General features: G+C 41.4%; 10 protein-coding genes. 6 read left to right on the top strand and 4 right to left on the bottom strand.

Annotation, left to right across the window (positions count from 1 at the left end):
• The first annotated feature begins 18 nt into the window (after positions 1-18).
• The gene (locus MKI79_RS08950; protein WP_241572325.1) at positions 19-840 is read left to right on the top strand and encodes a hypothetical protein; all 822 of its coding nucleotides are present in this window, start codon (positions 19-21) and stop codon (positions 838-840) included.
• A 72-nt stretch (positions 841-912) separates the two neighbouring features.
• Entirely contained in the window at positions 913-1,866 is a 954-nt protein-coding gene (locus MKI79_RS08945) for a mechanosensitive ion channel family protein (protein WP_241572323.1), read from the top strand.
• 210 nt (positions 1,867-2,076) lie between these two features.
• Here the strand turns inward: MKI79_RS08945 and MKI79_RS08940 are convergent, their stop codons facing one another.
• Positions 2,077-2,652 (bottom strand): flavin reductase family protein, encoded by a 576-nt coding sequence (locus MKI79_RS08940; RefSeq protein ID WP_241572320.1) that lies wholly within the window; start codon positions 2,650-2,652, stop codon positions 2,077-2,079.
• 58 nt (positions 2,653-2,710) lie between these two features.
• Positions 2,711-5,734 carry a DUF2339 domain-containing protein gene (locus MKI79_RS08935; RefSeq protein ID WP_241572317.1) on the bottom strand — a complete coding sequence of 1,008 codons (3,024 nt, stop codon included), beginning with the start codon at positions 5,732-5,734 and terminating at the stop codon, positions 2,711-2,713.
• A gap of 171 nt (positions 5,735-5,905) precedes the next feature.
• Here MKI79_RS08935 and polA point away from each other — a divergent pair, with 171 nt between their 5' ends.
• On the top strand, positions 5,906-8,683 hold the full coding sequence (gene polA, locus MKI79_RS08930) for a DNA polymerase I (RefSeq protein ID WP_241572314.1): 2,778 nt from the start codon (positions 5,906-5,908) through the stop codon (positions 8,681-8,683).
• 62 nt (positions 8,684-8,745) lie between these two features.
• Here polA and MKI79_RS08925 read toward each other — a convergent pair whose 3' ends face one another.
• Entirely contained in the window at positions 8,746-8,976 is a 231-nt protein-coding gene (locus MKI79_RS08925; protein WP_241572311.1) for a hypothetical protein, read from the bottom strand.
• Between the two features lie 123 nt (positions 8,977-9,099).
• Complete coding sequence (locus MKI79_RS08920) at positions 9,100-10,344, bottom strand: class I SAM-dependent methyltransferase (protein ID WP_241572308.1); 1,245 nt, start codon at positions 10,342-10,344, stop codon at positions 9,100-9,102.
• A gap of 213 nt (positions 10,345-10,557) precedes the next feature.
• On the opposite strand from MKI79_RS08920, the gene trhA reads away from it, so the two are divergent.
• From trhA to MKI79_RS08905, 3 genes are all read left to right on the top strand, one after another.
• A complete protein-coding gene (gene trhA, locus MKI79_RS08915) occupies positions 10,558-11,244 on the top strand; it encodes a PAQR family membrane homeostasis protein TrhA (protein WP_241572306.1) in 687 nt (228 codons plus the stop codon).
• 338 nt (positions 11,245-11,582) lie between these two features.
• Positions 11,583-12,878, top strand: coding sequence for an MFS transporter (locus MKI79_RS08910; protein WP_241572303.1), 1,296 nt, complete (start codon positions 11,583-11,585; stop codon positions 12,876-12,878).
• Positions 12,879-13,205: 327 nt separating this feature from the next.
• A complete protein-coding gene (locus MKI79_RS08905; protein ID WP_241572301.1) occupies positions 13,206-14,603 on the top strand; it encodes an APC family permease in 1,398 nt (465 codons plus the stop codon).
• The last annotated feature ends 156 nt before the right edge of the window (positions 14,604-14,759 follow it).

The raw sequence follows: 14,759 nt of genomic DNA, 5'->3' as shown, positions 1-14,759 counted from the left end.
GAATGTAACTATTTTGATATGACTGAAGACGCAGAAAATACTGCTCTCTATCCTGAGTCGAAGACATGGTGGGGAGAATATAAATTCCAACTCAATCAATCGCATGCGTGGCGACTTGGACCACTGTATTTTCGTCTATTTCGCCGTGAAAAAGATTGGCTTGTGGAATATCATCGCCTGCACAAACATACCGAAATGCGAAAAGATTGGGTAAGGCTAGACGAAGAAACGCAACTACCTCAACCAAGTAAGTTTGAGCGTTTTATGTTTAATCGCAGTAAGGAAAAATTCTTTCTGATGCCTCGCCTTGCCGATCGTGGCGTGGTGATTAAACCTGTTCAGCCGATCCACATTCCTGCGGGACAGCGTGCAACTTTATTTATCAGTACACCATTATGGCTGGCAGGTATTGTTGAAAATCAAAAAGCGCCGATTTTCGATTTCCCTGTTTTTCAAACCAAAGACACTTGGTTCGGGATGAACTATCAAGAAGGTCAAATGTGCTACGCCACGCAAGTTGACGGTACGACCAATCTCGCAGAAATGAGCATTAATCCATTTCGTGCCGTGACACCAATTCACTTCTATAATGATAGTCATCAACAGATGCGTCTTGAACGAATTAATGTTCCTGCACCATCGCTTCCTCTGCTCTATAGTGAAAGTACAGGACGGCTATGGACTTCGGAAATCAAAGTCTATCAAAATGAAGTGGATAAACCGCCACGCATTCGCATCGAATCACGTACACCGCCAATGGCTGAACAAGTTTCATTTATTCAACCTGCACGTTCAGATAGTGCAAGCTTTATTAGCAATATGTTTGAATCCATGTTTTAACAGCCAAGATCTGTATGGCTTTGCTAAACTTTAGAAACAGAATTTGGGAATAAGAGAATTTAGGAATTTTGCATGGCAGAACTTCAAATCGTCGAAGAACTTAATAATACGCTCAAAGGCTTTCTCTCTGGGCTGAGTTCAGATCGCTTCCAAGATATGATTTTTGCCTTGATCTTTATCGTACTCGGTTTTTTTGTCGCACGTATCATTAGTAATGGCTTTACTGCAACTATTGGTAAGCGATTGAATCAACATCAAAAATTGATTTGGCGACGTGGGATTTTCTATTTTATTTTCTTGCTATTTATGATCGCAAGCTTGCGTGAAGCAGGCTTTAAACTGAGCGTATTCTTGGGTGCAGCGGGGATTTTAACGGTTGCATTGGGTTTCGCCTCACAGACTTCTGCGTCGAACTTGATTAGTGGTTTATTCTTGATCGGTGAAGGTTCGTTCGAGGTTGGCGATACCATTCAAGTGACCATGATTCGTGGTCATACTATCGAAGGTCAAGTGATCTCAATTGATTTACTTTCGGTCAAACTCCTGACTTTGGATAATATTTTTATTCGTTTGCCGAATGAGCAACTCATTAGAACACCTGTATTTAACTTATCAAAATTCCCTATTCGACGGATTCCGATCACTTTATTTATCAACTTCCATGAGGATATCGTCAAAGTCCGCCAAGTGTTGATAGATGTTGCCGATGCTTACTCGTTGGTACTGGATGAACCACGTCCGCAAGTCGCAGTAACTGCATTTCGTGAATCGACCATTGAACTATTGTTTACGGTTTGGACGAAACAACAGTATTACATCCAAGTGCATGATGAGATTCAGGAACGTGTCCGTAACGGCTTTATTGACAATAATATCGAGATTCCAATCCCGAAAATGGGTTTAATTGAGCCGACGCTTAGTGGCAATAGAGATGAAATCGACGGTAATGATGCTGATGTCGTGGCTCGTAATGATTTGAATCATCCTCGTTTGACGAAACAGACGAAGATTGAGCCTGAGCAGTAAAAGCAAAAGATACAAGCACTACCAGAAAATAGCGAAGATGATCGTAGGCAAGCGGTGGTGGAAATTTTCCGTGTTGAAAATGGAAAAATTGTCGAGTATTGGGACGTCATCAAAGATGTATCTGAACCCCCTGCCAATGACAATACGATGTTTTAACCCACAATATTTTAACTCGACAAATATTGAGTGTTAAGTAGGGTACTGTATTGTTTACGGTCCTTTATTCACTTTTAGCCCTGCACCTGTCAGATAAAACTGTCCACCCGCCACATAATGCAAGGTCTTTAATTCGTTCGGCGCTTCATCAAAGTGCCAATGTCCATCTTTAAAAATACGATCGTCTGCCCAAGCAGCCACCACGTCACCAATAAATAAGTCATGCACTTGTTGATTATGTGGCTCGGCAATGAGTTTACACACCAACCATCCCGCACAACCTTCAACCAATGGGATCGGATAATCATTTTGATAAAAAAGCTTCACACCATATCTTTGTAATTTGTCAGGAAAATCGTGCATGCTGTCTGTACCTACATCAACGACCATCTGTGCTTGATGTGCGATAGGCACTTGTAAGGCAAACCATTCACTTTGCTCAACCAGTGCACGTGTAAATGTAGACTTATCAAGCACTACGGTAACTTTAGCTGGAGAAAATTCCAAAGCGCACGCCCAAGATGCTGCCATCACATTCTCAACGTCACCATGTTTGGCAGAAACCAATACAGTCGCACCATGATTTAATAAGCGATACGATTTCTCCAAACTCACGGCTTGTATTGCCATGCAAATACTCCTATTTCACTTCATATACGACTTTAAATACGGAAAATTAGAAACACCATCACTCCCCCAACCGCTTATTGGTCGGTGGCAACGGTGAAAAATAGCCAATCACTAGCATGATCAAACCACTACCAATAAAGGAAATAATCCGAGTCAAAGTCTGACTTTGCGACAGATCAAGGAAGATCAATTTAAAGATCACCAAACCGAGCACCGCAATACCGAGCATCCAGATATAGCGCCATGACTGACGACTGGCAAGCGTAGTCAGAATCAACGCAATCAACGTCCACAGAATGGTTAAACTCGCCTGCACCGTGCCATTTTGCCATGCACCATCGAGCCAATATGGCAAACCTGCATAATGCGTGAGCACACGAAGTAGCAAACTGCTCACCAATATTATCCCTGTACCTAGCAACACACTTGCAGAGGCGAACTGCCATGCACGTGATGCGCTCAGCAAATACGGTTTTAAAGCAAAAGTCAGTATCACAAATACAATAATACTCACCAAATCAATTGGATTAAGTACTGGAACAAACGGTAGCGACCAAGCACCATCTTTGGCAAAGCTCACAGTAACGAGCCAATACCACAGCACTGCTATCACTGCGAAATTGCCTACCCACAGACTTTGCCAGTGATGCCATTTTTTTACAAAATAGCTCAGTACAAAGGTAATGATCGGTAGCACTGCAAGCATCGCCACGTAGCTATTTTCATTGGCAAAAGCACCGCCCAGTATCGCCAACATCAACACAGCGACAGCGGTATAAATCTGTACAGTAGCATTTAAGAAATGTGAATTTGAGGATTCTGACGATGTAATACTTTTATTTTTAAAGACAGTATCACGAATTAACATCGCAAAAATAATAAGACACAATATTGCCGAGCCCATCAATGCGTACCATTCATAGCCTCCGTGATAGGTCATTGCAAGATAAGATTTTCCTTCGAGCTCATATCCGACATTGCCAATGAGGGTTTCAAACGCCGTAATCGCCAAGACGATAAAAGCACTGATTTTCCATAGAAAATGTGTTTGAGATTTGGCAAAAAAACCATACCCAAGATAAAGTACAAATGTCCAAAGCAATAACGGCAAGCTAATCCACTCAAGATCAAGTCCGTAGAACTCATCCATCGCATAAAAATAATTTACAGGTGCAAGGATCAAGGACAAAAGCAACAATGTCATGCCACAGATACTTGCCAAAGCAGTTGGATTTGAAGTATCAGTTTGATGATCCGTTTCCGCTTTAGGATGCAATAATAAATACGTTGCAATCGCATAGCTCGCCATCAACAAGCATCCTGCAAACAGCGCACTTTGATTATTAAATAGCACCACATACAAAGTCGCCACGCCACTCGCCAGTAACAGCGCCACACCGAAATATCGTGCATTGACGATCGCATAGCGCCAACCAAGCCACAGCATGACCAAACCATGAATTGCCCAACCGACACTACTCCAATAGGCATCAAAAGCAAACGGTAAAATCAACGCCAAAAATACAAAACCTAAGCCATAAAAACACTGGGTTAAGATCAATAATTGCTTGGCTTTTTGATGCAAGATATAGGCTAAAACCAAATAGACACTTGCCAAGACTGCACTGGCAATCGACAGCGCATAACCATCTGATGACACCAAGCCTGCATAAAGGCTAAATGCCATAAATGGCGTAGCGAAAATCAGCGAGGTATCTATATAGGGAATGTCTTTGAACTGGGTTTTTAGGGCGACAATGTGTTGGCTATAGCGAATTGAGATAAATAGATAGATCGCAAAAATTGCCCATACCCAACAAGCAATCTGGAATGCCTGCGTATCTTCGGCTTTGCTCCAAATGGCAAAACCACCCAAACCAAAGGTGATTAGTAAGCCTAGAGTATTGAGAATCCGCCACGGTTTAAAGTAGGCGATGATCGCCAATGCAAGGTTTAACACAAAGAAATATGCCATCAGCGCAGGAATATTATTACTGCCTGTATTGAGAATAAACGGCGCAATAAATCCACTGCCTAAAGCGATAAATGCCAAAATCAACGCATTTTGTCGTATTGCAAGCCATAAGGTCGTGGCGAGTATGGCGATCAATGCGACATAGGATAATGTGACGGATTGAATCACACCCAGATGGAAACTGGAAAATAATACGAGAAATAAAACGCCAAGTCCTAGACCTTGTAAGCTAATCGCATAATCAAAACGACGTTGACGCAAGAAGTAACCAAGTCCTGTCAACGCAATAGCACATGCACCAATCCCTGCCATTTTCGCAGATATGGTCAATTGCCAATACTCACTGGCGAAGCGCAATAACAACACCACGCCAATCAACAAAATCACCACGGCGATACGCACGATACTGTTGCCACCTTTAAACCAATTCAATGTAGCATCCCACATTGACGTCATGGTTTTCAGTTCATCGTGTTTAAGCGTATTTGACGGTGAAACCTTTTCAGATGGATTTGATAAATGATCACTATGCAAATCTTCAGTCGTTTGCGTAGTGTTGGCATTCATCCATGCTGGCGTTGAATCCGATGTCGCAGAATCAGTAGTAGATAATTCGGTCGAAATATTTTCAGTATTCTGATTTTTTAAATCGCTGTGCCCAACAATACTTTCATTTTGAAAGGACGGCGAAACCTGCTCAGGAAAACTATTTGTTTCTGCGACGACTTCTTTACTTTCTTCTATGCTTGCATCTCGTTGCACATCGACTTGAATTGCTGAATTTGAACCGTGAATTTGACCTTGTGATAGGCGATCGACTTGCTGTTGAAGTTGAAAGGTACTTTGCTGTAATTGTTTGATTTGCATATTTTGATTTTCATAGGCATTACAAGCAAGAATCACACTCCCAAGTAGTGCCAACCACCATAAAATATCCGCCTCGCCGCCAAAGACCAACTGCCCTAGAAAAAGAATCGCAAAAATAATCAGTAATATTCTCGCCCAAATGGCATCAGGAAAACGAAATAGCGAAGTCGTCTGCGCATGCTGTGTGTGCAAGGCGTCGTTGCTTTTATTAAAATGATTTGGCGTATTTGGATTCGTCATTTATTCAATATTTTCATGTTCTATTAAAAAACAATTTAGCATGTCTTTTTGTTGATGTAACTGATTTATAACAAAGCGTAAAGCTTGATTTGTTATTGCGCACATCACATTGCAGTAAATCAGCTTTGCGGTACACTATAACCAGTCTTTAAAATATCAATGGAATCACACATGCCACCTTTTGTTTTGGTCGATGGGTCTTATTTCTTATTTCGTGCTTTTCACGCCCTACCACCCTTGACCACTTCTCAAGGTTTGCACACCAATGCGGTGCGTGGCGCGAGTTCAGCAATTCAAAAACTGATGCGCCGTATCCAACCAACGCATATGGCGGTGATTTTTGATACCCCTGAGCCGACATTTCGACATAAATTATCTCCGATCTATAAAGGTGACCGCCCTGCGATGCCTGACGAACTCGGCGAGCAAATTCCCTATCTGCAGGACTTGATTCGTGCGCTGGGCATTCCGCTGTATAGTTTGGCGGGCGTTGAAGCCGATGACATTATTGGTACATTGACGCAACGTGCGCTTGCCGAAGGTCATCAAGTGCTGATTTCTACTGGCGATAAGGACATGGCACAACTGGTCAATCCCAACGTCACCTTAGAAGACAGTTTTAAAGAACGTCAGCTCGACGAAGCAGGTGTATTTGAAAAATTCGGTGTGCATCCGCATCAGATCATTGATTATCTGACATTAATGGGTGACGCATCCGATGGCATCAAAGGTGTGCCAGGCGTGGGTGCAAAAACGGCGGCGAAACTACTGAATGAATTTGGCTCATTGGACGGTATTATTGCCAATGTCGATCAGATCAAAGGCAAAGTCAGCCAAAATATCAAAGACAATCTTGACAATATCAAACTCGATCACCAATTGGCGACCATTATCACTGGACTAGATTTAACACTCACTTGGGATGATCTGAAACTCAGCAATCCGAATGTCAACGAACTGCGCCGACTTTATACTGAGCTTGAATTTCGTACTCAGTTACAATCGTTAAATCACCCGAATAATCCCGATAATGAGAAAAATCAGCAAGCCAATCAAAGCAAAAAGACTGAATCAAAGTCTAAAAACAATGAAAATGCTAATAATGATATAGAAAGCAACGCTCAACTCAGCAGTGGAGATGATCAACTCGGTCAAGCAAATTATCATACGGTACTCTCTCAAGCCGATTGGGATAACTTATTCCAGCGTTTTGAACATGCCCAACAATTCGCCATTGACACCGAAACCACTAGCTTAGACTATCGCATTGCAGAAATGGTTGGTTTATCTGTGGCATTCGACAGCAAAGATGCTTATTACGTGCCATTCACTCATGATTATGAGGGTGCGCCTGAACAGCTCAATCGTGAAACGGTATTAGCACAACTCAAACCAATCTTGGAAAATCCAAGCGTGGCGAAAATTGGGCATCACTTAAAATATGATGCGCATATCTTTGCCAATCAAGGCATCCAACTACAAGGTTGGGGCTTTGACACCATGCTCGGCTCGTATGTACTCAATCCAACAGCAACTCGTCATAATATGGACGATGTGGCGAGGTTGTATTTAAGTCATCTGACCACGACTTATGAGCAAGTCGCAGGCAAAGGGGTTAAGCAACTGACCTTTAACCAAATTGATTTAAATGTCGCTGCGCCATACGCCTGTGAAGATGCGCATGTCACCTATCGCCTATTTGAAGTGCTAAAAGCGAAACTTGCTGAACAACCTGAACTTTTGGCACTGCTTGAACGTGTCGAGCTACCAACGGCACAAGTGCTGTGCAATATGGAATCTCGTGGTATTCAGCTTGATCCAGACTTTTTGACCAATTTAAGTCAAGAGTTTGAAAAAGACATGCAAAGCTACGAATCACAAGCCATTGAAATCGCAGGAGAGCAATTTAACATCGCTTCACCAAAACAAGTCGGCGAGATTTTATTTGATAAATTGGGCTTAAAAGGCGGTAAAAAAACCGCTTCGGGACAATACAGCACTGGTGAAGCCGTACTAGAAAAAATTGATCATCCAATCACGCAAATCATTTTGGATTATCGTACCCTTGCTAAACTGAAAAGTACTTACACCGATCGTTTGGTCGAACAAGCAGATCCTAAAACTCAACGTGTCCACACCAGTTATCATCAAGCCGTCACCACGACTGGTCGTCTATCTTCAACTGATCCTAATCTACAAAACATTCCGATTCGTGGTGAGATTGGTCGTCAGATTCGTAAAGCCTTCGTTGCACCGCAAGGTCGTGTGATTCTCGCTGCTGATTATTCACAAATCGAACTGCGTTTGATGGCTCATTTCTGTGAAGATGAGGCATTGGTCAAAGCCTTTAACGAAGGACAAGACATTCACCAAGCCACCGCTTCAGAAGTGCTAAATATTCCACTGGATGAAGTGACTTCTGATCAACGTCGTCAAGCCAAAGCCGTCAACTTCGGGCTACTCTACGGCATGTCAGAGTTCGGTTTAATTCGCCAGCTTGGTTTTACCCGTGAAGAATCACAAAACTATATCAAACAATATTTTCAGCGTTATCCAGGTATTTACGAATATATGCAACGTACCCGTCAGCTTGCGCAAGAACAAGGTTTTGTCGAAACCTTACTAGGTCGCCGACTGTATACACCTGATATTCATGCTCGCAATATGATGGTACGAAAAGCCGCTGAACGTGCGGCGATCAATGCGCCATTACAAGGTAGTGCTGCGGATATTATCAAACTGGCGATGATTGCCATTGAAAAGAAACTGAATCAAAGTCGTGCATTGTTGTTACTGCAAGTCCACGATGAATTAGTGTTTGAAGTCGATGAAGATTATGTTTCTAAGGCAACAACATTGATCAAAGACACCATGCAAGATGTATTCACGCTGAATGTGCCATTGGTCGTTGAGGTGGGTAAAGGCAACAATTGGGATGAAGCGCATTAAGCGTTTCATTCTCAATGTAATTCGTTTTTAGAATAAATTGGTTGGCTATAATTATCGCTAAGCTATGATTGTTGTGGATTTACCACAACATCCTGACTTTTAGATACTTTTAAACGAAGTGTTTGCCATGTTGTTCTTTCTTCAGGAAAACTGTGTTGTTGTTTGAACGCATTTAGCTCACGTTGTAATTTTTCAATTTGTTGTTGCTGTGCTTCGATAATCGACAGTTGATGCTCAAGAATATCTTTATATTTGCCGATCACTTTTTGTTGTAACGCATGGGTTATTTTCATCACATATCCTGTGTATTTAATTAACCTAAACACAGAATAATTAGAAGATATTTCAACCACATGAAAAGCTTAAGTCAGTTTGATGACAAATCTATTGACCATTAAAATCCACGCTTTACACCGCTAGCACGCACAGCCATGTCGATCATCAACAGGCATATCTTTCAGTAAATTTTCTAAGGCATGATTGCGTATACCATAAAATGCTTTTAAATCTGCAATTTGCTGTAGCACTTTTTGATTTGGCTGATTTTCCGCATTGCGCTTTTTGGTCGCCAAAATCATTTTATTTTTACTGGTATGCTCCAAAGATACAAACTCAAGTACTTTGGTTTCATAGCCATAGGCTTGTAGAAATAAAGCTCGAATGGTATCAGTGAGCATTTCCGCCTGTTGTCCCATATGCACGCCATAGCCAAGCATCGGTGATAGCACACTTGGCGATTGCATTTGTGGGCGCAACTCTTTGTGACAACACGGTGCGCACATGATCACTTTCGTATCCAAGCGAATTCCTGTATGAATGGCAAAATCCGTTGCGATATCACAAGCATGTAGCGCAATCATCACATCCGTTTGCTCTGGCTGATAACTACGCACATCGCCTTGAAAGAATTGTAAGTGTTGAAAATCACTTTGCGTGGCGACATTTTGGCAAAAATCCACCAACTCCTGACGTAGCTCCACCCCTGTCACTTGAGGCGCAAACTGATGGGCTTGTAAATAATCATACACGGCACAGGTCAGATAACCTTTGCCTGAACCGAAATCAACGACGTGTAAATTTTGATTTTCAGTAAATCCTGCTTGATTGACTGCACCTGCGAAAATCTCCACAAATTTATTAATCTGCTTCCACTTCCTCGACATACTCGGAATGATCTGATGCTTTTGATCGGTCACTCCAAGCAACTGTAAAAACTGACGATCTTGTTCAATCCAACGCTGTTTTTGGCGATTATGTTGTTGCGCTGTATTTATATTTTCCTGCTGATTTGATGCGGTATGTTTTGTAGTTTTAATTTGTGTCTGTGTTAATTGCCACTGTTGTTTTTTGAGTTTGAGTTGAAATTCAGCTTGATCCGTAAATAAATTACTCTGCTTAAATTGCATTAACCAATCTGAGCTTAGTGACTCAAATTCTTGCCATGTATAATTTTTAGCGATGTCTTTAGTTTGATAGCGATACACGACTTGCAGTTGCAATTCATCTTTGAGTGTAATTGGACGAATCATTAGTTTTTGCAGATTTGCTTCCTCACCTTGATACTGACTAAATATCAAACGTTGCAAAGTATTCGACTGCCAAGCCTGTTGAATATGCTGAAAAAATTCAAATGCTTGCCCTTGCAAACGAATCGCCGACATAATAAACCCAAACTAAAAATTGAAATGCTATTTTAACTGATTCATGCCTTTAACGCATCTTCGCTGATCTTTGAAAAGATGTTTTGAAAAATTGTCTTATATCAAGCTGATTGTCTGATTTGCAGTTTTAAAGTGCGATCGAGTAAAAATTGTCATGTCAATTTAAAAATACAAATGTATATTAATTGCATTATTTCGCACATTCCAATTCCTATGCCTAACAATTTAGACAGTTTAAATCACCAATCTATCAGCACTCAGGATATCGTCGATGAAATACTTGACTATCATCCACATGAAGAACGTCTGAATGCACTTACACATGGTTTAGCGGCTTTTGCCGCAATGATTGCTACGGTACTACTGTGTATAGAAGCCTATGCCCTATCGCTCGGTGCAGGATTTACCATGTTGGTCTATGGGCTTAGCATGGTGTTGCTATTTTCCGCTTCGACCTTGTATCACGGTGCCACGACTATGGAGCGTCGTGCATGGTTAAAGAAGTTAGATCACACGGCGATTTATTACCTCATCGCAGGAACGTATACGCCTTTCCTTGCTTTATATATTCCCACACCGAAAGCGAAAATTTTATTGGTGGCATTATGGTCGATCGCTTTTTTAGGCACCTTGTTTAAGCTGTATTTTATCGAACGATTTAAAGCATTGTCGCTGATTGCATATCTTGCAATGGGTTGGCTTGCGGTTTTTGTGATTGATGATATGCGTACTTATCTTAGTACATTGTCATTACAACTACTCATTCTTGGCGGAATATTTTATACCGTTGGTACGATTTTCTATGCCATGAAAAAATATACCTACACCCATGTCATTTGGCACTTGTTTGTGATGCTTGGGGCGCTTGCGCATTTCTTTGCAGTTTGGGTCATGTTGTAAAGCACATTCAAAAATCAGCTACCTGGCAAATTTCTGCGTTGATCCTTGCTCGCAATCCTCATGTACCAAATTGTACCATGCGGTTGCTGTGCGAGGTGCGCCTAGAAATTTACACTACTCGCTAAATTTTTCGAAATTCGCTAAAAAATATCAAGAATATTCTAAAAATTTGGCTTTGATCAGTTTTTGCTTTGTAATTCGTTTTCAAGTGGTTAAACTGTCTGACTTCAAGCGACATACAGCTTTAACACTGTTTAAATTCAGCACGATATGATTAAACATTTATGCTTCATTATGAAAATCAATCATCGCTGAAATGAGAAAAACTAGGATCAACCATGCAATCGACTGCAATGCAACCGACTAATTCCAAAGCTCGGGTACTTACCGCCAGTATGGTCGGAACAACCATTGAGTTTTATGATTTTTATATCTATGCCACAGCGGCAGTCATTGTATTTCCTCATTTGTTCTTCCCATCAAGTAATCCGCAAACTGCTGTGTTGCAGTCTTTAGCAACCTTTGCGATTGCATTCTTAGCACGTCCACTCGGTTCAGCATTGTTTGGACATTTCGGTGATCGTATCGGACGAAAAACCACGCTAGTTGCTGCGCTATTGACTATGGGTCTATCCACCATTGCCATTGGTTTATTGCCGACTTATCAAGACATTGGTATTACCGCAGCGATCTTGCTTGCAATCTGCCGTTTGGGACAAGGGATTGGGCTTGGTGGCGAATGGAGTGGTGCAGTGCTGCTTGCAACGGAAAATGCACCTGAAGGCAAACGTGCTTGGTACGGTATGTTTCCACAGCTTGGCGCACCATTCGGTTTGATTTTGGCAAATGGGTTCTTTATTTTCTTAGGTTCAGTGCTTACCGATGAACAGTTCTTGGCTTGGGGTTGGCGTATTCCATTCTTAGCCAGTGCGATTTTAGTCATCGTCGGTTTATATATTCGTTTGAAACTGCATGAAACACCTGCATTCCAACGTGTTTTGGATAAGCAAGAAGAAAAAAGCGTCCCAGTCGCAGCAGTCTTTAAAAATAATCTGCCTCAACTGATTCTCGGGACTTTAGCAGCGATCTGTACTTTCGTGGTGTTTTACTTAACGACGGTATTTTCATTAAGTTGGGGAACTAAAGCACTCGGTTATCCACGTGAGCAGTTCTTGCTCTTAGTGACTTTAGCGACTTTTGCCTTTGCAGCATTTATTCCTCTCGCTGCGATTTTGGCGGAGAAGTTTGGACGTAAAGCGACCTCTATCGTCGTGTGCATTATTTGCATCATTTTTGGTTTCTTCTTTGCAGATTTATTGGTTGCCAATAACGTCGGTTCTGTGTTTGCTTTCCTATGTCTTGGCTTGGCGATCATGGGCTTGACGTATGGACCAATCGGTACGGTTCTATCAGAGCTATTCCCAACTTCTGTGCGTTATACAGGATCCGCACTGACCTTTAATATGGCGGGTATTTTGGGTGCATCTTTTGCACCGTTAATTGCCACTTATCTTGCAACGACTTATGGTTTACACGCTGTAGGCTATTATCTTGCAGGTGCAGCAACGATCTCGTTAATTGCTTTCCTTTGTATGAAAGAAAGTAAAAATATTGATGTGAATCAGCAAATCTAATAGATTCAAAAAACTTTTCTTACAAGCAAAGTAATAAGCTTATGATTTTTAAAAAGATGGCTATGGATTAGCCATCTTTTTTATGCTTACAATTTTTTATCATAAAAACAGCTTGTCGATTTATTTTAAGAATTTTTCTTATTTTTCTTTATTTTGGCTAAATTTTTGCTATTTTTTGCCCTAGAGTTGCTGACAAAAGCTAAGGTTTTGCGTTATTTTGTTGCGCTCTTTTTAAAAAGTATTTTGGGGGGATCAGTTGTTGATCCTGATACATCGCGATCCTTGGCTTTAAATCATAAGAAGTCATCACTCAAGGGGATAACGACATTGTCTAATATTGCTGGTACACAATCGGCTGTGAAGCTACAAAAAACGCTAGGACTCTGGCACGTCATTATTATCGGCTTGGCATATATCCAACCGATGACTTTATTTGATACTTTTGGTTTGGTGTCTGACGAAAGTAATTTCCACGTTCCAACATCTTATTTGATTGCCCTCGTTGCGATTTTATTAACCTCGATTAGCTATGGTCATATGATCCGTCGCTACCCTTCTTCGGGTTCGGCGTATACCTATGCACAAAAGTCGATCCATCCAAATGTCGGCTTTATGGTCGGTTGGTCTTCTTGGCTCGACTACTTGCTTTCACCGATGGTCAATATCATTCTTGCCGTGATTTATCTAGAAGCCCTCTTCCCAAGTATTAACCATTGGGTTTGGGTGGTTGTACTGACAGCATTTATGACTGGGGTCAACTTACGTGGTGCACGTTTCGTCGCGAATTTTAATAGCTTGATCGTATTTGTACAGTTGCTTGTCATCGGTATCTTTACCTATCTGATTTATACCAAGTTGCAACTTGGTTCGAATGTCGAAGGACCTATTACCGCTGAAACACGCTATCAACTGTGGAGCTTGGAGCCATTTTGGAATGAGCTGACCTCTGTTGGTGCATTGATCACAGGTGCGACTTTACTGTGCTTCTCATTCACAGGTTTTGACTCTTTAAGCTCACTTGCTGAAGAAACTAAAGATACTGAAAAGACTTTGCCTAAAGCGATATTCTTAACAGCATTGATTGCTGGGGTAATTTTTGTTATCAGTACCTACTTTATGCAAATCTACTTCCCGAATGATCCTGCAAAATACTTTGCTGATATCGAAGCGACTCAGCCTGATATTTTACTCCTGGTCGGTGGTTCGCTGTTTCAATCTTATGTCTTAGCATTTGCAATCATTACGGTTATGGCATCAGGGATTTCTGCGCACGCAGGTGTATCTCGCTTGATGTACGTGATGGGTCGTGACGGCATTATTAATAAGAAAATCTTTGGTCATATCAGTCCAAAGAGCTTCACACCATCTTATAACATCTTGATCGTTGGCGCTGTCGCATTGACTGCGGGCTTTATGAGCTTGGATTTTGTGATTTCATTGATTAGCTTTGGTGCACTGACTGCATTTAGCTTTGTGAATTTGTCAGTCATTTCACGCTATGCGCTACGTGACCGTCGTACCAAGTCATTCAAAGAAATTTTGAACTTTGTCATCATTCCAGTGCTTGGCTTTATCAGTATTGCTGCGCTATGGATTGAAACAGATGAAACATCATTGAAAGCAGGTCTGACTTGGGCTGCTGTCGGTGTGTTCTATCTTGCGTATAAAACAGGTGGATTCACACGCCCTGCACCGCACTACAATGAGTTTGATGACCATAAATAAATGGTAATGAACTCATTATAAGTCATGGTTCGTGATCTAAGTGCATTCGATACGCTTGGATCATAGATAATTCGCATTGAAGAATCTAAACTGACAATCTAAATTGAAGAATCTAAGTTGTAAAAAAGCACCTATAAAGGTGCTTTTTATCGTCTT

Source organism: Acinetobacter sedimenti (genome assembly GCF_022601685.1).
GTDB classification, from domain to species: domain Bacteria; phylum Pseudomonadota; class Gammaproteobacteria; order Pseudomonadales; family Moraxellaceae; genus Acinetobacter; species Acinetobacter sedimenti.
Note: the sequence above shows the minus strand (reverse complement) of the source record. Positions and strands in the feature narration are given on the sequence as shown.

Bases quoted from the DNA above. Each gene is read 5' to 3' on its own strand.
- MKI79_RS08950 (WP_241572325.1), top strand. From the start codon at position 19: ATGACTGAAGACGCAGAAAATACTGCTCTCTATCCTGAGTCGAAGACA.
- MKI79_RS08945 (WP_241572323.1), top strand. From the start codon at position 913: ATGGCAGAACTTCAAATCGTCGAAGAACTTAATAATACGCTCAAAGGC.
- MKI79_RS08940 (WP_241572320.1), bottom strand. From the start codon at position 2,652: ATGGCAATACAAGCCGTGAGTTTGGAGAAATCGTATCGCTTATTAAAT.
- MKI79_RS08935 (WP_241572317.1), bottom strand. From the start codon at position 5,734: ATGACGAATCCAAATACGCCAAATCATTTTAATAAAAGCAACGACGCC.
- polA (WP_241572314.1), top strand. From the start codon at position 5,906: ATGCCACCTTTTGTTTTGGTCGATGGGTCTTATTTCTTATTTCGTGCT.
- MKI79_RS08925 (WP_241572311.1), bottom strand. From the start codon at position 8,976: ATGAAAATAACCCATGCGTTACAACAAAAAGTGATCGGCAAATATAAA.
- MKI79_RS08920 (WP_241572308.1), bottom strand. From the start codon at position 10,344: ATGTCGGCGATTCGTTTGCAAGGGCAAGCATTTGAATTTTTTCAGCAT.
- trhA (WP_241572306.1), top strand. From the start codon at position 10,558: ATGCCTAACAATTTAGACAGTTTAAATCACCAATCTATCAGCACTCAG.
- MKI79_RS08910 (WP_241572303.1), top strand. From the start codon at position 11,583: ATGCAATCGACTGCAATGCAACCGACTAATTCCAAAGCTCGGGTACTT.